At 50.2% G+C, this 17,599-nt stretch carries 16 protein-coding genes; 4 read left to right on the forward strand and 12 right to left on the reverse strand.

Annotation, left to right across the window (positions count from 1 at the left end):
• Positions 1 to 31: 31 nt before the first annotated feature.
• From WN56_RS01440 to WN56_RS01450, 3 genes are all read right to left on the reverse strand, one after another.
• Positions 32 to 505 carry an NYN domain-containing protein gene (locus WN56_RS01440; protein WP_046073274.1) on the reverse strand — a complete coding sequence of 158 codons (474 nt, stop codon included), beginning with the start codon at positions 503 to 505 and terminating at the stop codon, positions 32 to 34.
• 141 nt (positions 506 to 646) lie between these two features.
• Complete coding sequence (locus WN56_RS01445) at positions 647 to 2,395, reverse strand: formate--tetrahydrofolate ligase (protein WP_046073275.1); 1,749 nt, start codon at positions 2,393 to 2,395, stop codon at positions 647 to 649.
• Positions 2,396 to 2,550: 155 nt separating this feature from the next.
• On the reverse strand, positions 2,551 to 4,215 hold the full coding sequence (locus WN56_RS01450) for a methyl-accepting chemotaxis protein (protein ID WP_197075719.1): 1,665 nt from the start codon (positions 4,213 to 4,215) through the stop codon (positions 2,551 to 2,553).
• Positions 4,216 to 4,488: 273 nt separating this feature from the next.
• On the opposite strand from WN56_RS01450, the gene WN56_RS01455 reads away from it, so the two are divergent.
• Positions 4,489 to 5,829 (forward strand): AarF/ABC1/UbiB kinase family protein, encoded by a 1,341-nt coding sequence (locus WN56_RS01455; protein WP_197075720.1) that lies wholly within the window; start codon positions 4,489 to 4,491, stop codon positions 5,827 to 5,829.
• 26 nt (positions 5,830 to 5,855) lie between these two features.
• On the opposite strand, the gene WN56_RS01460 is transcribed toward WN56_RS01455, so the two are convergent.
• On the reverse strand, positions 5,856 to 6,797 hold the full coding sequence (locus tag WN56_RS01460; protein ID WP_046073278.1) for a Gfo/Idh/MocA family protein: 942 nt from the start codon (positions 6,795 to 6,797) through the stop codon (positions 5,856 to 5,858).
• Positions 6,798 to 6,897: 100 nt separating this feature from the next.
• Here WN56_RS01460 and WN56_RS01465 point away from each other — a divergent pair, with 100 nt between their 5' ends.
• Positions 6,898 to 7,230 (forward strand): DUF3392 domain-containing protein, encoded by a 333-nt coding sequence (locus WN56_RS01465; RefSeq protein ID WP_046073279.1) that lies wholly within the window; start codon positions 6,898 to 6,900, stop codon positions 7,228 to 7,230.
• Between the two features lie 157 nt (positions 7,231 to 7,387).
• Positions 7,388 to 8,665 (forward strand): DASH family cryptochrome, encoded by a 1,278-nt coding sequence (locus WN56_RS01470; RefSeq protein WP_046073280.1) that lies wholly within the window; start codon positions 7,388 to 7,390, stop codon positions 8,663 to 8,665.
• 18 nt (positions 8,666 to 8,683) lie between these two features.
• Here the strand turns inward: WN56_RS01470 and WN56_RS01475 are convergent, their stop codons facing one another.
• The 3 genes from WN56_RS01475 to WN56_RS01485 form a co-directional block, all read right to left on the reverse strand.
• Positions 8,684 to 9,325 carry a triacylglycerol lipase gene (locus WN56_RS01475; RefSeq protein ID WP_046073281.1) on the reverse strand — a complete coding sequence of 214 codons (642 nt, stop codon included), beginning with the start codon at positions 9,323 to 9,325 and terminating at the stop codon, positions 8,684 to 8,686.
• Positions 9,326 to 9,510: 185 nt separating this feature from the next.
• Complete coding sequence (locus WN56_RS01480) at positions 9,511 to 10,881, reverse strand: YjiH family protein (protein WP_227486463.1); 1,371 nt, start codon at positions 10,879 to 10,881, stop codon at positions 9,511 to 9,513.
• Between the two features lie 345 nt (positions 10,882 to 11,226).
• Positions 11,227 to 12,069, reverse strand: a complete 843-nt coding sequence (locus WN56_RS01485; RefSeq protein ID WP_052707988.1) for a hypothetical protein — start codon at positions 12,067 to 12,069, stop codon at positions 11,227 to 11,229.
• 200 nt (positions 12,070 to 12,269) lie between these two features.
• Between WN56_RS01485 and WN56_RS01490 the strand changes: the two genes are divergently transcribed.
• Positions 12,270 to 12,605, forward strand: coding sequence for a DUF440 family protein (locus tag WN56_RS01490; protein WP_046073283.1), 336 nt, complete (start codon positions 12,270 to 12,272; stop codon positions 12,603 to 12,605).
• Positions 12,606 to 12,694: 89 nt separating this feature from the next.
• On the opposite strand, the gene emrD is transcribed toward WN56_RS01490, so the two are convergent.
• The 5 genes from emrD to WN56_RS01515 all read right to left on the reverse strand — a co-directional run bounded on the left by emrD (position 12,695) and on the right by WN56_RS01515 (position 17,263).
• Positions 12,695 to 13,903 (reverse strand): multidrug efflux MFS transporter EmrD, encoded by a 1,209-nt coding sequence (gene emrD, locus WN56_RS01495; RefSeq protein WP_046073284.1) that lies wholly within the window; start codon positions 13,901 to 13,903, stop codon positions 12,695 to 12,697.
• 191 nt (positions 13,904 to 14,094) lie between these two features.
• Positions 14,095 to 14,556, reverse strand: a complete 462-nt coding sequence (locus WN56_RS01500; RefSeq protein WP_046073285.1) for an isoprenylcysteine carboxylmethyltransferase family protein — start codon at positions 14,554 to 14,556, stop codon at positions 14,095 to 14,097.
• A gap of 106 nt (positions 14,557 to 14,662) precedes the next feature.
• Positions 14,663 to 15,268 carry a GTP cyclohydrolase II gene (ribA, locus tag WN56_RS01505; protein ID WP_046073286.1) on the reverse strand — a complete coding sequence of 202 codons (606 nt, stop codon included), beginning with the start codon at positions 15,266 to 15,268 and terminating at the stop codon, positions 14,663 to 14,665.
• Between the two features lie 157 nt (positions 15,269 to 15,425).
• A complete protein-coding gene (locus WN56_RS01510; protein ID WP_046073287.1) occupies positions 15,426 to 15,983 on the reverse strand; it encodes a sugar O-acetyltransferase in 558 nt (185 codons plus the stop codon).
• Between the two features lie 5 nt (positions 15,984 to 15,988).
• Positions 15,989 to 17,263: a patatin family protein gene (locus WN56_RS01515; RefSeq protein WP_231637376.1), complete on the reverse strand. Its 1,275-nt coding sequence runs from the start codon at positions 17,261 to 17,263 to the stop codon at positions 15,989 to 15,991.
• Between the last annotated feature and the right edge of the window lie 336 nt (positions 17,264 to 17,599).

Raw genomic sequence — 17,599 nt, forward strand, 5'->3', positions numbered from 1 at the left:
CTGTCCCAGAACTGCAAAATAAACGCCGTGCCTACAACAACATATCGTCTTCAATCGCAATAAAGCGATCGACACTGTTCACCAAGGAATTAGCCGTTAGGGAAGGCACACCAAGCACTATCGCTTCAGTGTGATAGCGCGCGCGGATTTTGTTCATCAGCAAGTCAAAATCCCCGTCACCGGATAACAGCACCACGGTATCAACCTCGGGGGCTGTTTCCATCACATCAATGGCAATCCCCACATCCCAATCGCCTTTGGTGCTACCATCAGCGCGTTGAATATAGGGTTTTAGCTTGACGGTAAAGCCAATGTGGCGCAGGGCATCTTGAAATTTGATTTGCTGATCGTCATCGCGGCGAATGGCATAGGCATACGCGGTTACCACCTCACCCATATCATTGAGGGTTTGCCACAACTGGCGATAGTTAAACTGACGCCCGTAAGCTTGGCGTGTGGTGTAGTAGATATTTTGAACGTCGACAAAAACCGCGATTTTTTTCAAGTCAGGCTCACAGTCGGTGGGAGAGTTGAAGCCAAAGAGGATACCACATCACGCGACCGTGAAGACAATGACGAGCGTGGCCGCATCTAGCACAAACAAAAAAGCCACTGACAACAGCGGCTCTCTCGAGGATTAGTATCATTAACTCAATCCAACAATATTGCCCTCACCATCGAGGTCGAGGTTCATAAACGCCGGTTTTTCCGGTAGCCCGGGCATAGTCATCACGTTGCCGCATAAGGCATAGATAAACCCAGCACCCGCGCACAGTTTTAACTCGCGGATCGGTACATCAAAGCCTTTGGGAGCACCTTTTATCGCACCATCGGTTGAAATAGACAGCGGCGTTTTCGCCAAACAGACCGCCAAACCGTCATACCCTTGCGCTTTAAATTGTTGTAGCTGCTGTTTCGCGGTTTCACTTAACGTCACACTTCCCGCGCCATAACCAACTTCTGTAACCGCCATCAGTTTTTCTTCCAAGCTTTGCTGGGCATGATACAAGGGCGAGAATGATGCATTGGTTTCACATTGCGCGACCACTTGTTCCGCCAGTTTACGCGTACCCTCGCCACCTTGGGCAAAGCCTTCACTGATCGCTACTCTTACTTTGTTGGGCAGCGCTTCAATCATCGCCTTGAGTGTCGCTAGCTCAGCATCACTGTCTTGTGGAAAGCGGTTAATCGCCACTACCGCCGGCACACCATATTGAGTCACGTTATTGATATGCCACTTGAGGTTTTCAAACCCTGCTACCAATGCTTCATCATCATCCGCAAAGAGCGCGTCGGGCATAGACTGACCGGGCTGTAAGTTGTAGTGACCCGAGTTGGCTTTTAAGCCGCGCAATGTCGCCACAATCACCGCACAGTCTGGCGTTTTACCGGATGCTTGCGCTTTGATATTGCAGGCTTTTTCAAACCCCATGTCCGAGCCAAAACCGCCTTCCGTGACGGTATAATCGCCTAGCTTAAGCGCAATGTTATCGGCGATAATCGACGAATTGCCATGAGCAATATTGGCAAACGGACCAGCGTGAATCAGTGTAGGCACGCCTTCTAGGGTTTGCATCAAGGTGGGTTCAATCGCTTCTTTCATACTGACCGTCATCGCGCCGGCCACTTGCAAATCTTCGGTGGTGATCGGCTCACCGGTATGGCTATAAGCCAACACTATGCGGCCGATGCGCTGACGCAAATCGCGAAGATCGCTCGCCAACGCCAGAATCGCCATTAGCTCAGAGGCCGCCGAGATATCAAACCCGCCCTCACGCTCGTAGCCGTTGATGGTTTTACCCGGCTCGTTTTTACCCACAGTCACCATACGCAAGGCGCGATCGTTGTGATCCATCACCCGCTTCCACACCACGCGACTTGGGTCAATTTTTAACGCTTTTAAGCCACTCCGCGCTTCAAAATCGTCATAGCCTCGACGTTGCTCGTGATAAATTCGCGCATCAATGGCCGCAGCAGCCAAGTTGTGCGCCGCGGTCACCGCATGAATATCTCCCGTCAGGTGGAGGTTTAGCTCCTCCATCGGAGCCACTTGCGAATAACCACCGCCAGCTGCGCCACCTTTCACACCAAATACGGGCCCCATCGAAGGCTGACGAATACACGCCGTTACAGAATGATTCAGCTTGGCCAAGCCTTGCGCCAGACCAATGGTGGTGACGGTTTTGCCTTCACCCAAGGGCGTGGGAGTAATGGCGGTGACCAGTACTAACTTTCCGGTTGGGTTGGGCGCAAGACGCTTTAAGCAATCGAGAGAGATTTTGGCTTTATGGCTACCTTGCGTTTTAAACTCTGAGTCAAGGAGGCCAACTTGCTTGGCTATGGTGGAAATGGGGGCGAGTGTGGTGTTACGACAGATCTCGACATCAGGCAGCATGAAACCCTCTCAATAGCGCACAATATGTTCTAGGCAAACGTTTGCGTCAGCATAATACCGCTAAAATTGCTATTGTAAAGCGAAAGGACGCTTGCGGTAAGCGTCCTTTATGACTTTTTATCCCATGTGCCGAGAATAGTGATCATGCTATTGGCTTAGGCGACTTTAAATTGCCCCACCAAGGTATCGAGATCTTGACCCAGTGAGCTCAGCTCTTCCGCCGCGTGTGACGATGCCTCACTCGAGTTCAATAAGCTAGCGACAATGTCACGAATCGATACCAGATTACGATGAATATCTTCCGTGACCGTGGTTTGCTCTGACGCCGCACTGGCAATTTGCGAGGTCATATCGTTCACTTGCGAAAACGCCGCACTCACCGAGGTGATTCGCTCGCCAATTTGCGCTGAAATCGTTGCCATGCTTTGGCACTCTTGATCGCTGTCGGCAATGGTTTTCACGGCACTATCCACATGCACGTGTAGACCATCAAGCATGTCACGGATCTCATGGGTACTGGTTTGAGTGCGACTGGCCAAGGTGCGCACTTCATCGGCCACCACCGCAAAGCCTCTCCCCTGCTCACCCGCGCGAGCGGCTTCAATCGCCGCGTTCAGCGCCAATAGATTGGTTTGCTCAGCAATCTCACCAATCACGGACAGTACCGAGGTAATTTTATCCGACTGAGCTTTAAGTTGATCCACCTGCCCGCTCGACTCGCTCATTTTCGCTACCAACTTCTCGACCGATGCCTCTGATTCACGCACTTGCGCCTGAGCATTTTGCGCATCTTGGGTGGCAGAGGTGGCGGCATCAGCCACCTGTGTCGTGTTTTGTGCCACTTCTTGCGCAGCAGAGCTCATCTCTGTCACCGCGGTGACCACTTGCTCGGTCTCGTTATCATGGGTTTGTAGTTTTTCAGCCACTGCGGATGTTTGCTGAGCCATATCACAGGCGGTGCTGTTTACTTGCGCCGTGACTTGCGCGACGCGCTGAATGGTGTGCTGCAGCTTCTCTACAAAGCGATTAAAGGCATGACCGAGTTGGGCGATTTCATCATAGCCATGTACGTGCAAACGCTGAGTGAGATCGCCCTCACCGCTAGCAATATCATTAAGCTTATCAAGCATGTTTTTCACCGGCTCACCAATACGCTGCGCAAACCAGCTCACCAGCAACACCGTGATAATCACTGTGCTTATCCCCAACAGGGTTAAACGGAAAATTTGTGCATCCAGGGTTTGCTCTGCGTCGGTGCGATAGGCAGCAACCTCTTGCTCAATGTCATCGGTGTAGGCGCCAGTGCCTAATAGCCATTGACCATTATTCACCATTACCGCATAGCCGATTTTATCAATCAGCGCATCGGTACCCGGCTTATCAAACATAAAATTAAAGTAGCCATCGCCACGTTGTGCCGCCTCGAGTAACCCTTGAATCACCTTATTGCCTTTAGGATCGGTAAAATCAATCAGGTTTTTTCCTTCAAGCGCCGGTTTAACAGGGTGAAACACATTGATCCCCTGTTTGTTGTAAATAAAAAAGTAACCCGTCTCGCCAAACTGCACATCAGTAAGCGCCGTTTTCACCTCAGCCAAGCGAGCCTCACTGGTGCCTGGGTTAAGACGCTTAACGATGTTCTCCGCTACCTGAGTCACTTCTTTGAGTTGTTTTTTACGCTCGTTGACCAACTTCTCCCGAAACGTGGCAATGTTTTCTTCTATTAACGCCTGTTCGTTATAGGCCGTGACCGCACTCATAATCAGCATTGAGGCGATCAGTGGCACGATGGCAAGTAGCAGTATTTTCGTTTTAAACATCAGCTTCATTGGCAATTACCCTACAGACTAACTTTGTAAGCAAATGCTACTACTTAACTAGACAGTCAAAAATATAAACTGCTGTTTTATTTGATCTAAACGCGATTTCACCCCCGAGGCTGTGACCCGGGTTGGAATGTCATGTAAATGGAAAGGTCTTTGCCATATCGTGGTGTGGATTTGGCTCGTTAACTCGCATCTTTGTGAGCGCGAGCAACTCGTCCCACCAAACCATTCCGCTGTTCGTCGCGTATTCTTAGGAGGATTCAGGAGGTGGCTATGAAAAATCGTAAAGTGCCGCATGGTAAGTTTTCTCGCTTTGGTGCACTGGCTTCGTTGGCGGGGCGTGTGGCGTCGAATGTGGCGTGGGAAGGTACCAAACAGTTTGCCCAGGGCAATCGGCCGAGTCGTAAGGATTTGGTGATGTCGCCGGCCAATATTGCCCACGTGGCGGACAAACTGGCGGACTTACGTGGAGCGGCGATGAAGGTCGGTCAATTGTTGTCAATGGATGCGGGGGATTTGATTCCGCCAGAGCTCAGCGATCTGCTCGCCCGTTTGCGTAATAATGCCACTCCCATGCCACCGGCGCAGCTCAAAGCGGTGCTTAATGAAGAGCTGGGCGACAATTGGCAGGCTGAGTTCACCCACTTTCGTTTTTCGCCCATCGCGTCAGCGTCGATAGGCCAAGTGCACGAGGCCTATACCGATGCCGGTGAAAAAGTAGCGGTAAAGGTGCAATACCCGCGCATCAAAGACAGCATTGATAGCGATGTGGATAATGTGATCACCCTACTGCGCTTAAGTGGCCTGATCCCCAAAGAAGCGAATTACCAAGCCTTACTCGATGAAGCCAAGCAACAACTACATGATGAAGCCGATTACGGCAAAGAGGCACAAGCATTGACTCGGTTTGGCGACCATTTGAAAAATGCCAACGGTTTGGTGGTGCCAAGGGTTCACTCAGCCCTTACCTCAGATCGCATTCTCACCATGAGCTATATGGCAGGAGAGCCGATTGAGCAACTCAACAAGGCTTCAGAGACGATTCGTCACCGCGTGATCAGTCGTTTATTCCAGTTGCTGTTTGAGGAAGTCTTTGTGTTTGGCGAGGTCCAAACCGATCCTAACTTTGCCAACTATTTGTATCAGCCCGATACCGGACGCGTCGTGTTGCTCGATTTTGGCGCCACCCGTCAGTATGCCCCGACGTTTACCGATGGCTATCGCAAACTATTTTTAGCGGCGATTGAAAAAGACAACGCAGGGATTGAGGTGGCACTAACCCAAATTGGCTTTTTTGCCGAGCACATCTTGCCAGAGCAAAAAGCCAGTGTGCTGGAGCTTGTGAACACGGCTTGTGAACCGATTGCGACGGATGCGCCATTTAACTTTGGCGACGCCGATTTGGCAACGCGTTTACGTAACCGTGGGATGGCGCTGAGTATGGAACAAGGCTATTGGCACACGCCACCGGCGGATGCACTGTTTTTACATCGTAAAATTGCGGGGTTATATTTGCTGGCGGCCAAGTTAAACGTGAGCTTTAATGTCCGCCAGTTGTTATTGCCCTATTTAATCCACTCGCATACGGATAATCCGGTCGAAGCGTAAACAGCCACAGCGTGCTGCGCGTGGGACTAGGGGCTATCGCGCAGCGCTTCACAATAGGCGACCAAATCTTCCGCGGCCCAGTGGCTCGCCACATTACGAGCGGTGAGAGCAGCATCAACCCGCCCTTCGCTGACCACCTCAAACCAATGGCTGAGCATAGCCGCAAAACCTTTGCTCGCTTGCATACCCGTCCAATCTGGCAAGGTAAGCTGTGTGGTGACGTTGTCTTGCATGCGCGCACCGCGGGTAAAGCCATCAAAGAAATAGCACTCGTTACGATAGGCCGCCGCAATGGTTTCTTTGGTGACCCCATACTGGCGGTTCATGCTGGCCTCAAACAAGCTATTGTCGCGGTGCCAACGCACGTCTAAGCGGCCTAGCAAGCCTTCGCTAAATTGAGCAAACACGTCCAAATCATCAATATTGATGTCACCATGAACGTTTATACTGTCGAGTGGATGAATGAAATCATCAAAAATAAAACGACGCGGTGCATCGGGCAGCGCATGACGGTGTTTTTCCCAACGCAGCGATAAAAGGGGTGTGCCCAGTTCGTCTTCGGGGCGCTGGCCATTGAGATGGGTGTTGAGCAAAGGCAAATAACGCCGGTTAAAGCCTGCAAACAAGGGGGTTTGCTGTTGTTCTGCCAAGTTGAATAAGGCTTCAACCTCCGCGCCTGATGGGGCGACAGGTTTATCGACAAACACCGGCACACCTGCTTGCAAGCAGGTACGAATCAAGGCCGCATGCGAGTCGGTGGCGCTGTGGATCATCACTCCATCCACCCCTAATGCTAAGCATTGTTGAATATCACTTGCGGTCTCACTCACTCGGTATTGCGTGGCGAGCGTCGCCAGCTTAGCGTCATCACGGCTGCACAATACCCATTCGAGCCCTGGCCAATTGACCATCAATGGCAAGTAGGCTTTTTGCGCAATGTCCCCTAACCCGATCGATGCGATTTTCATGCCTTCTCCTTACATCGTGCGCTCCCGCGGGCTAAGTCCGCGCTGGAAGTCGCCAGCAGAAATCAGTACTCTAGCCGCATTCTACACAGTGTAAATCGTTATGAATATTTTAATCTCTTGGTTTTCTCAGGCGGGTGCGTGGTTAACGCCATGGCTCAGTGATATTGCAGTGGCAATTGTGGCGTCACTGTTGGTGGTATTTGGCAATGATATTAATCGGACGCTACGCCGTTTATTGACCGGTCATCATTTTATCGTTCGCACTCTGGTATTTGTGGCGATCAATGCCTTTGGTTACGGCGCTTTTATCATTACCGTCTCTCCGTGGCTGGCGCGACAAATGCGCGGATGGCCAGATCATTGGCTCTTTGCCGGTTTGGTCGCAACCTTTGTTTTTATTGGAATGTGGGCGCAACGCCAGCGACAGATCTAGTCTTCGTCCATAACACTCATTCACACCCCCAGCGCGCACTTAGGCGGATGTGAGAGCCCGCATTCATGCTCGTGGTTGGCGAATAGTCACCCAGTTGATCCAATCAAGCAATCCACCCGCAGCCTGTGAGCGTATTGGAGGGAAAAAGGAGATAGGTATGCAACGCGGATTAATGTGGTTTCGCCACGATCTTCGAATACATGATAACCCTGCACTCGCCAATTTAGCCTCGAGCTGCGATCAGCTGACCTGCGTGTTTGTGATTGACCCGAGCTGGTATCGTGCGGATCACTTTCAAAGTAAGCACCTCGGTGCCCCGCGGGAAGCGTTTTTGTGGCAAAGCCTAACCGAACTGCATCGCGCCCTGGATGCGATGGGGCAAAAATTGATTATTCGCACCGGCAAGCCGCTAGAGGTGGTGGCAAATCTGTGTATGGATCATGAGTTTGACCTTATTGGCGTCACCGACCACCCAGGGACACGTGAGCGTCACCAGGTTGATACGCTGGTTGAGCGCTTTCCGCAGCGGGTGGTTGTCTCGGATGCTCACACCTTGTTTACCCAGCATCAGCTGCCGTTTGACTTACCTGAGATCCCGACGACCTTTACTCAATTCCGTAAAGCGGTGGAAAAGCGCGGGATCAAACCACGCTTGCCGTTACCAGTACCTGAGTCATTGCCAGCCCCCATCACAGCGATTAAGTCCGACCCAGCGCCCCTATCTGATCGCCGAATAGCCCCTTATCAAGGCGGTGAAATCGCCGGGCGTGCGCAACTGAATCATTACTTATGGGATACCCATCGTATTCAGCGCTATAAAGAAACGCGCAACGGCCTTGATGGTTGGGATTTCTCGTCACGCTTATCGGCTTGGCTCGCAAACGGCAGTTTGTCCGTACGCTGGGTCGCCGCAGAGCTCGATCGATATGAGCGCAATGTTGAAAAAAACGAGTCAACCTATTGGCTATACTTTGAGCTGTTGTGGCGCGAATATTTCCAATGGATGCTGTATCACTATGGTGCCCGCTTTTTTGCATTCAAAGGCATTGCCAACAAACGGCCACTCACCACTTTTTATGCCGAAGCCTTTATGGCATGGCGTGAAGGCACGACGTCCTTTCCTATTGTCAATGCGGCGATGCGCCAGCTTAAACAAACCGGATGGCTCTCGAATCGCAGTCGTCAATTGGTGGCCAGCTGCTTAGTCCATGAGTTAGGTGTTGATTGGCGCTATGGCGCAGCATACTTTGAGCAGCAACTGATTGATTTTGATGTAGCGGCTAATTATGGCAATTGGCAATACTTAGCAGGCGTTGGTGCCGATCCGCGCGGCAGCCGCCGGTTTAACCTCGACAAACAAGCCGCGCAATATGACCCCGATGGGACGTTTGTTAATACTTGGGTGGGAACACACGAATCATCCGAACTAAAGTGACCTTATCAAACCATCACTTTAGCCCTCGGCGGCTGGCACAGCCGTCGGCTCATATTGAGCGACTAACTGAATCACACGCTCACTGACCCGCCTTGAAAACAGTAATGCAATGTGGGTCACCGAGTACAGATCGTGACTGGTCATGCCCTCGATTTTGGTTTCTTCGACCAGCACGGTGCCATCGCAGACTTGGTTTTTTAACAACAGCGCCGCGGGTCCCCAGGGGCAATCGCCGGCAAGGCTATGTAACGGCGGAAGATTCTTCCAAGGCCTGACCTTGTCAGGGATAAGCATGCCTTCGCTACGTTGAAACAACCAGCCGCCCCACCCCAGATCGCCAAAAATACTTGCTAACTTAGCGCCTTGATGCGGCGTGCCCAAAGTGATCACCGCGCGAACATCGAGAGGCGGTCTATCACACCGCTTTGTGCTCTGTTCCAAGTAACGGCGAATAATGAGTCCGCCCATCGAATGGCCAATCAAGATCGCTGGCTGGTCGCCAACAAACGCATCGATTTTGGCGGTGATACCCTCTAGGTCCGGATTGAGCGTATTATACGAAACATTCAGCACCTGGTGCCCATGTTTTTCTAAGCGCTCGCACAGCGGAATCAAAAAAACACCGTGCATGTATAACCCATGAAGAGTGACTATTTTCATCCCGCCTCCCATTAGCCGCTGCGTTCAGCATACCAATATATGTCCCTTTCTGCCCATAGGTGGTTGATACAACCGAGGGCTTGCATCACAACAACGAGGACGCGTTAACAAAAAAACGCCCCACAAAAAGTGAGGCGTTGATGATGTAAGGAGGACGCGCATAGCGGCTTATGCGTAGCGCCTAATTAGAAAATCAGGTGAGCAATCCCTGCGATAACAGGCAGAGTGACTAGCGTACGTAAAATAAAGATCACGAACAGCTCCCACAGCTTGACTGGGATTTTGCTTCCCAGTAATAAGGCACCCACTTCCGAGATATAAATCAGCTGGGTCACCGATACCGTAGCAATCACAAAACGGGTCATTTCACTGTCGATTTCTGCGGCTAAAATGGCAGGAATAAACATGTCTGCAAAACCAATCACCATGGTCTCAGAGGCTTTCACCGCATCAGGGATATGCAATAGTTCAAGCAGTGGCACAAAGGGCGCCCCTAGGATGCTAAACACATCGGTGTACTCAGCGACCATCAACGCCGCCGTACCAATTGCCATCACAACTGGCAACACACCTAACACCATATCGACGGCGTTTTGTACGCCTTCTTTTAGCACACTGCTTACCGAGCGAATTTTCTCGGCACGTGTCAGTGCACAGTGCAGTCCATAGCTCAGCGTATTGTGGCCAGCCGGTAGGACTTCATCATTGGTTTCACGCTCAGAGTTATCGATAAGCGCATCTTTTTTCCAGCTCAGAGGAGGAAGACGAGGAACGATGATCGCCGCCGCAATCCCAGCTAAACAGACGGTGAGATAGAACCAAGCAAACATGTGCATCAAGTCGACTTGCGCTATCACCACCAAACTAAAGCTGATTGAAACCGCAGAGAACGTCGTGCCAACCACTGCCGCTTCACGCTGGGTATAAAAACCTTGCTCATATTGTTTACTGGTCATCAAGATACCGACGCTGCCATCGCCCAACCAAGAGGCGGCACAGTCGACCGCAGAGCGCCCCGGCAGACCGAATAACGGACGCATTACCTTGGTGAAAATAGCACCAAGCAGCTCGAGCAAGCCGAAACTTGTCAGTAGCGGCAGTAATAGACCAGCGAAAATAAACACGGATAACAAGGTAGGCAATAGCTCATTGAGCACAAAGGCCCCCGTTGTTTCACCCATGATGACTGGCGAGCCAAAACCATAAAACGCCATTACGATGAAGGCGGCACCGAAAACACGGGTGACAAGCCACACCGGAGAGACATTAAACAAACCATTAAGAAAGCCATTTCGCATGATAACGGCAGGCTTGGTCAGCGTAACCAACACTGAAACGACGGCACTCAACACCACTAAGGCAGTGACGACCGCTGTTGCACTGTTACCTAGTAAGTCCAAGACACTGCTCGCCATTACCGCAATCGGGATGGTGACGCTGTCACCGAAACTGACTGGCGTCATAAAAAGGAACAACCCCAATAATGATGGGATTGCGAACATCAGAATATTTCTCATCGAAGGTGACTTCGTAGAGAGAGTGTCAGTTTTTTGCATACGTCTGAATCCTGAATTTTTATTTATCTCACCGCGAGCATCAACGCCTTTGCTGATTAATTATTCACTCACTGTGACTAACTGGCATGCAGATTATCGAATCATACACAGGATGTAAATAACTATTTAGTCATAAATACTGAATAAATACACCCTAAAAGCAGATTACACATGCCTACTGGTGGTTTTATAGTTCAACAAACCATCTTTTGTGAAAAGTTTGTTACACCGTTTTATTGACCAAGATCAGATTCTGTTACTCACTTGTAGGGAATGAGGCGGGTTAGCTCACAGAATACGCTTAATGTTCAAGCGCCCAACGCCAGCATCGTTGCCAAACGCTAGTTAACCAATTTTAAAGTCAATGCGCGCATATTCTTTGATCAACCAATCGCCAAAGTCATTGAGGAGGGTCATGACAGCACGTTTTTTTACCGGTTTGCGCTCTAGCAGGATAAAAAGTCGCTCAATCGCCATTTTTTTATCCGGGTAGTGTTTAATAAAAGCATCCGCACACTCGTTGAGTGATTCACTCCACTGCGCTTCTTTATGAAGTACCAAACCAAACGCACCGCGTATCAGTGTGTCTGCAATCGCTTGTGCGGTATTTAGCTGAGTGTTCCATGTGGTAGCGGCGGTGATTTTTTGTTTGGCACGCGCGAGTTTGTCAGGGATATCTGGATTCATCGCCTTCGCCACTTCCCAGCTGGCTTCAAACAAACCAAAACTGACCGATAAGTCTTGGCCATAGAGGCAAATGGCTCTGTGTTTAAAAAAGAATCCCCAGTGAAAGACTTGTGAGAGATCTCTAACATGTGACACGGTCACGATATCGATATGGCAATCACTGATCACCTTGCTATGACTGGTTTTTAATCGCCATAGCAAGGTGTTTAATGCGTTCGATTGATCAAGCGTCAGGGCGTGTTGGCACACCACAGTCAGCGATAGCACGCTGTCTCTCACCACGGCTCGCCGCCAAACAATATCTCCACTCACGTAAACGCTGTGAAGCCGCTTGCCGAGCAAGCCACGTAGTTGCTTCACCGCTTTAATCATCACGGGGATAAATTCAGATTGAAACGGGGTACGCCGGTCGGGCTCCGGTAAATAAGCGTTTCTGGATTGCAACTGAGTCACGACTTTCACACAGGTTTGAGTACGCGCGCTATTGTTGGTCATCTGCATAAACAAATCAACGCTCTAACTGTGGGTCTGCTTTTATTTTAGCCAGAGGTTGTCTATTTGACCATGAGAGCCGTCGGTTGAGAGGACAAACGCGGATACACTTTAGATACCTCTTTGTGCAGGTCAACCGATACGGTGCGGCTGAGATACCCCTTACAGCATGGTATAGTGCGCATACATACAGACAACGAGAGCTTACCATGACGCAAGAGAATCAACTCAGCTTGGAGACCGTGCTAGAGATCGCGTTCGAGATTTTTGCCGAAACGGCCCCAGACAACTTGGAGTTTGACGATTTAATGCTCTATGAGTCACGCTTTGAAGAAGAAGGGGGCGCTGTGGTGGTTGAAGTAAACAATGATTGGCCAGAGCATGTGGGAGCAGATGTTGACTTATCTCAGTGTGCCGAGGTGCAAATGGGTATAGCTGGCGCTGAGGTGTTAGATGAAGTCTTTGTTCGTATGCTCATCAGCCGAGACCCAGATAATAAATTCTGTCATTTATTGTGGAAGCGCAGCCCAACACAGATCCACTAGCCCTGCCCCACAGAATAACGGCAGCGATAGGTGCTGCCGTTGTGGATGCGAACTGGCGCTGACTTCATAGGATAATACCGGTTGAATGATTACAGTACGGTCACTGAGTCCGCGTCATCATGGGCGTGAGCGCGATAACTGATGACCAGTCCCAAGCTTGCCAGCGTCGCCAATGTCAGCATGATTACCCCTAATGATAATTGGCTAGCCACACCGAAACTACTGGCAACGAGTGTTACCAGCCCTGCCAATAGATTTTGCGCGCCGCCAAGAATTGCCCCTGCCGTGCCAGCATGGTAAGGAAAAGGACTAATCGCTCCTGTACTGGCTGCCGGAAAGAGAATACCTGCACCAGCAAAATAGACACAGCCGCCACCCACTAACGCATAGAGTGAAACATCACCGAGCATACCGGGCAATCCTATGATGCCTGCCCCCAACAACGCTAAGACACTGCCCAATGTCAGGGTGGGATAATACCCCATACTTTCGGAAAGCCGGCTCGACAACCCTGACCCGACTAAGTATGCCGGCAGAGGGACAACAAACAGCAAACTGATCACACTCGGAGACAACGCTAACGCATCTGACATGATCACACCTGCCGCCGCCTCGAATAAAGATACACCGGAAAAAACGGTAATTAGGCACAGCAAATACCCTTTAAATTGATGTGATCGCATAACATGACGATAGCGCGCACCAAAATGACCAGGTTGGCGTAAATCGGCAGGCAAAGTCTCGCTAAACCGCCAAGCCATGACTGTATAAACCAAGACACCGAGTAACAATAAAAAGAAGTAGCTGGCACGCCAATGTAGGGCCTCGGTTAACCCTCCTCCTAGAAGCGGAGCCACTAAGGGAGAAAAGATCAGTCCCATACTAACTAGGCTATTGGCGCGGTGCAGTTTGGCCCCGGAAAAACAATCTCGGGTTAAGGTGCGCGCCATGGCGCCGCCGCAGCCAATGCCCGCGCCTTGAACCATACTGCCCAGTAAAAATATCGCAAAGGAGGTGGCCAACAAGGTGATAGCCGTCCCGACTAAAAACAATGCCAACCCAAACAAAATAACCGGCTTACGACCGATGCGATCGGAGACAGGGCCATAAAAAAACTGCGATAAACCATAAGGAATAAGATAACAAGCCATCACCGCTTGTAACCAAGCGGGTGATACAGCGAAGTCGTCTGCCATTACACCGATGGATGGTACATACATGGTTTGGGTCATTTGCCCAACCGCCGCCAATAGAACGATCAATAGCAATAGCTTGCCCATAGGCATTGCCGAGGACATACCAGCACTCCTAAAAATAATTATGCGAAAATAAGTAAGAAATAGGTATCGAGGTTGAGGGTAAAGGCCTAGCCCACCTAGCCACCTAATGATAGACAGGCGAATGATAGGCTTTAAGAGAGAGTGTCGCAATCAGAGTTGAGAATAACGATCCCGATTCTTTATTATATTAAAGATTAGTTTTTCTAATCCTAAAGCCAGCGTCGGACACGAGCTACATAAGCGTCAAAATCATCTGGCCATTGGCGTGATAAACGGGCTTCTTCAGCAGGAATAAATGTGGCGGATAGGTAGGCCATAAAAGCGGGAATCATCCCCCAGCACCATAGCGCATTAAAATAAAGCCCAGCTGCGGCGATAATGAGTACCAACGCCAGATACATAGGGTTGCGGGTATAGCGATAGATCCCAGTCGTCACCAGCGCTGAGGGCATTTGCAGCGGATCAAGCGTGGTGTGATGGCGATGAAACGCCCATTTAGCGGCGGCTAATAACCCCACGGCTAACCCCAGAGGCAAGGCAGCCCACATCGGGGCACCCAGCACCAGCGAAAAAGGAAAGAAATGGCTCAGTGATAAGCCAATTGCAATCGCAATGAGCATCGCCACGGGAGGCAATGGGGGAAAGAGATAATGCCATGTTTGCACACGCATGACTCGTCCTTGAGCAATGACTGATATAATGGCAATAATGTAGCGAATATAGACAGTGATTGTCACTGCCTAGCTGGCAAATTAGCCAATTTTTAGCGACGAATGTTTAATCTTGCTCAATATTGAGACGGTGCTTACCATGCTCAATCTTTGCCTTAAGATAGTTACGGTTGCCGTCTTTAAGGTGGGCTTTGGTGCCAATCACTTCTTTGAGGGTAACCCCTGCCGCTTGGAGCTCTTCAATCTTTTTGGGGTTATTGGTGATCAAGCGAATACAGTGAGCGTCTAACGCTTTTAGCATCTGCGCCGCTTCGGCAAAATCACGCAAATCATCCGCAAATCCCAAATGGTTGTTCGCTTCATACGTCGTCATCCCTTCGCTTTGTAACTTGTAGGCATCCAGCTTGTTATACAGCCCTATCCCGCGCCCTTCTTGGCGCAAATAAAGAATAATACCGCCATCTTCACCCATCTTTTGGATGGTCTCTTCAAGCTGCTCGCCACAATCGCATCGAGAGGAATGGAAAACATCACCGGTTAAACACTCGGAATGCATGCGAACCAAAGGCGGATCGGCTTTCTTATCGGCTTGTTGGAAAATTAGCGCGACGTGCTCTTGCTCAGACTCTAAACCATGGAAGGAAAGGATCTCTGCTGGGATCTGGCTTCCCACCCCGACTTTCAACGGCACTCGGGCCCTAACTTTAACCATTCTGCGTCTATCTCTTACTGCTGATACCCGATTGAGGGCGCTAACATTACTACACCCACATCAGTATGCCAATTCAAAAATGTTATAATATAACATTTATCGGGAGGATGCGATAAAATCGTATTGGGAGGTATCTGTCACCTTGTCTCTATCCTCATCACTGCAAACGCCGTACCACCGCAGCCGGATTGCCAGCCACAATAGAAAAAGGTTCGATATCCGTATCAACCACTGATCCGGCTTCAATCACTACCCCTTCACCGATTGCCGTGCCTGCTTTTATCACGGTATTTCCCTCGATGATAACGTTATTACCGATGATGACATCCTGAGAGGACTCACATTCACCGCGGGCAATGTCTAGCGGTAATACGCGATGACGCGTGGTATAGATCCCAACGTTGGGGCCAATACTCACGTTATCGCCAATACTGACATGCGCCCCGTCTAAAATGGTGCAATTTGGACCGACGCTAACATTGTTGCCAAGATGAATATTCATCCCATAATGGCAAAAGAAAGGCGCGTCGATTTCAACGTTATCGCCAATACGGGCGAATAGCTTGGTGGTTACCACCGCTAAACTGGCCGCATCTTCAGGATCGAGCCGGTTAAACTGTTGGCAAAGTCGGCGCGCGGCATATCGAAACAAAGTCAGCTCTTCATCCGCGGGACAATAAGGCAAGCCACGTTGCATTTTTTCAAATTCTGTCATCAGCTCTACCCTTGATGCGGCATTCTTACTGACGTTGACTCAAAGCTAGGGTTATCTACAGTCGACATAGAAACCAGCGAGTCACCGTATTCACGTAAGAATTGGTTCCCCAGCGAGACCCCTAGCTGATAATCGGCTTCCAATGCCTCCGGCTTACTCAGTAAGGCACTACTTTGCAACGGAGCGCTCGGCGCAATTTGCACTATCTGAGCACGCGCAGGCGGTGACGCCAAAAACTGCAGTTCACTTTGGTAGCTTTGATAATGCGTCGTCAGCATCTTAAGCATTTCGGTGTTTAGCGGCTTGCCGGATAAAGACTGGAGCCGATAAATCGTGTCGCCACCAAAAAGCCAACGACCACCATTTTGCATCGCTTTCTCTTTCATACTGTCGCGCACACGATTAACCAATTGCTCGCGGCTGGACTTATAGCGATCTGACAGTTCACCGATTTGCTTACTGAGCTCTTTCTGGAAGGTTTCAAAGCGTGCAAGTCGATATTTGGACTCAAAGTTTGATAAATAATCGGAGAGCTTAAATTGCGGCCTCTTCGCCTCAAAGCGTTCGCGTAGTGTTTCAAGAAAGCGCCGGTTCTCATCATCACGTTTATCTTGTTCAACCACTGGCTCAGTGCGAACCACGACGATAATATCCGCCCCGCGCGCAAACGCTTCTTTTGCCGGGATCGCCGCTGTTACCCCACCGTCCACATAACGGTGCTCACCGATGTTCACCGGATGCGGATAAAGTAGCGGAATCGCACAGGTCGCTTTCAGGGCATCTGGCCAGGTGTCTTCTGTCAGTGAGAAGAAGGCTGGTTGCAGCGTATCTATGTCAGTCGCGCATGCATAAGCATAACGGTTTTGCAGATGGTGCCGCGCCGCTTCCATATCCAGAGCCGTTTCTTTACCTGGTAACGCCGTGTCTAACGCCCAATCCAAGTCCATGTAATGCTGCCGGCGAACATACTTCATTAAATGGAAGAAGCGCTCCTGCGTGGTGAGTTGGGTAATAAAGCGGTAACCATATTGGTACTGTTGGCAGACATAGGCACTCATATTGAGCGCCCCCGCCGATGTACCAAAATAAAGCTCAAAGGGGTCAAATCGGTGGGTTAAAAACGCATCCAGCACACCTGCAGTAAAAATACCTCGTTGTCCGCCCCCTTGAAGCACAAGGGCTATGCGCTGCGGCCGCGCGTGAGTCCCGCTCTGTGCGCCAGCGGTCAGCGCGTTGTCGGTCAACACCGTGGGCTGCACGGCTTGATTGGTTTCTACCACGTTCGCCCCTTACCATCACATTTAGCGTTATGCTTATGTTTTATTGACTATTTTTAATTAGCTAAGTCCCACAGTTTAACGCGTCGTGTGACACTGTGCTAGCGCTACCGTGCCGTGGCATCGTCATCAAACCGGAAGCCACCGAACCAAGTGTTGTCTATGCCATTACCGCCACGGCGGCAAACGTAAAAATAAGGCCGAGTGCGCAGGCTGTCGTGACCAGTGCATAAGTGAGTGTCGTATTCATGATGTCCTCCTAGGTGATAACGCTGCTATAACAAGTATAAACCACATTTAGTGTGCGTCTTTGTTGTCTAAAATTCTGCTAATGAGATC

This window comes from Salinivibrio sp. KP-1, assembly GCF_000968645.1.
Taxonomy (GTDB): domain Bacteria; phylum Pseudomonadota; class Gammaproteobacteria; order Enterobacterales; family Vibrionaceae; genus Salinivibrio; species Salinivibrio siamensis.

Bases quoted from the DNA above. Each gene is read 5' to 3' on its own strand.
- WN56_RS01445 (WP_046073275.1), bottom strand. From the start codon at position 2,395: ATGCTGCCTGATGTCGAGATCTGTCGTAACACCACACTCGCCCCCATT.
- WN56_RS01450 (WP_197075719.1), bottom strand. From the start codon at position 4,215: ATGTTTAAAACGAAAATACTGCTACTTGCCATCGTGCCACTGATCGCC.
- WN56_RS01460 (WP_046073278.1), bottom strand. From the start codon at position 6,797: ATGAAAATCGCATCGATCGGGTTAGGGGACATTGCGCAAAAAGCCTAC.
- WN56_RS01465 (WP_046073279.1), top strand. From the start codon at position 6,898: ATGAATATTTTAATCTCTTGGTTTTCTCAGGCGGGTGCGTGGTTAACG.
- WN56_RS01470 (WP_046073280.1), top strand. From the start codon at position 7,388: ATGCAACGCGGATTAATGTGGTTTCGCCACGATCTTCGAATACATGAT.
- WN56_RS01475 (WP_046073281.1), bottom strand. From the start codon at position 9,325: ATGAAAATAGTCACTCTTCATGGGTTATACATGCACGGTGTTTTTTTG.
- WN56_RS01480 (WP_227486463.1), bottom strand. From the start codon at position 10,881: ATGCAAAAAACTGACACTCTCTCTACGAAGTCACCTTCGATGAGAAAT.
- WN56_RS01485 (WP_052707988.1), bottom strand. From the start codon at position 12,069: ATGCAGATGACCAACAATAGCGCGCGTACTCAAACCTGTGTGAAAGTC.
- WN56_RS01490 (WP_046073283.1), top strand. From the start codon at position 12,270: ATGACGCAAGAGAATCAACTCAGCTTGGAGACCGTGCTAGAGATCGCG.
- emrD (WP_046073284.1), bottom strand. From the start codon at position 13,903: ATGTCCTCGGCAATGCCTATGGGCAAGCTATTGCTATTGATCGTTCTA.
- WN56_RS01500 (WP_046073285.1), bottom strand. From the start codon at position 14,556: ATGCGTGTGCAAACATGGCATTATCTCTTTCCCCCATTGCCTCCCGTG.
- ribA (WP_046073286.1), bottom strand. From the start codon at position 15,268: ATGGTTAAAGTTAGGGCCCGAGTGCCGTTGAAAGTCGGGGTGGGAAGC.
- WN56_RS01510 (WP_046073287.1), bottom strand. From the start codon at position 15,983: ATGACAGAATTTGAAAAAATGCAACGTGGCTTGCCTTATTGTCCCGCG.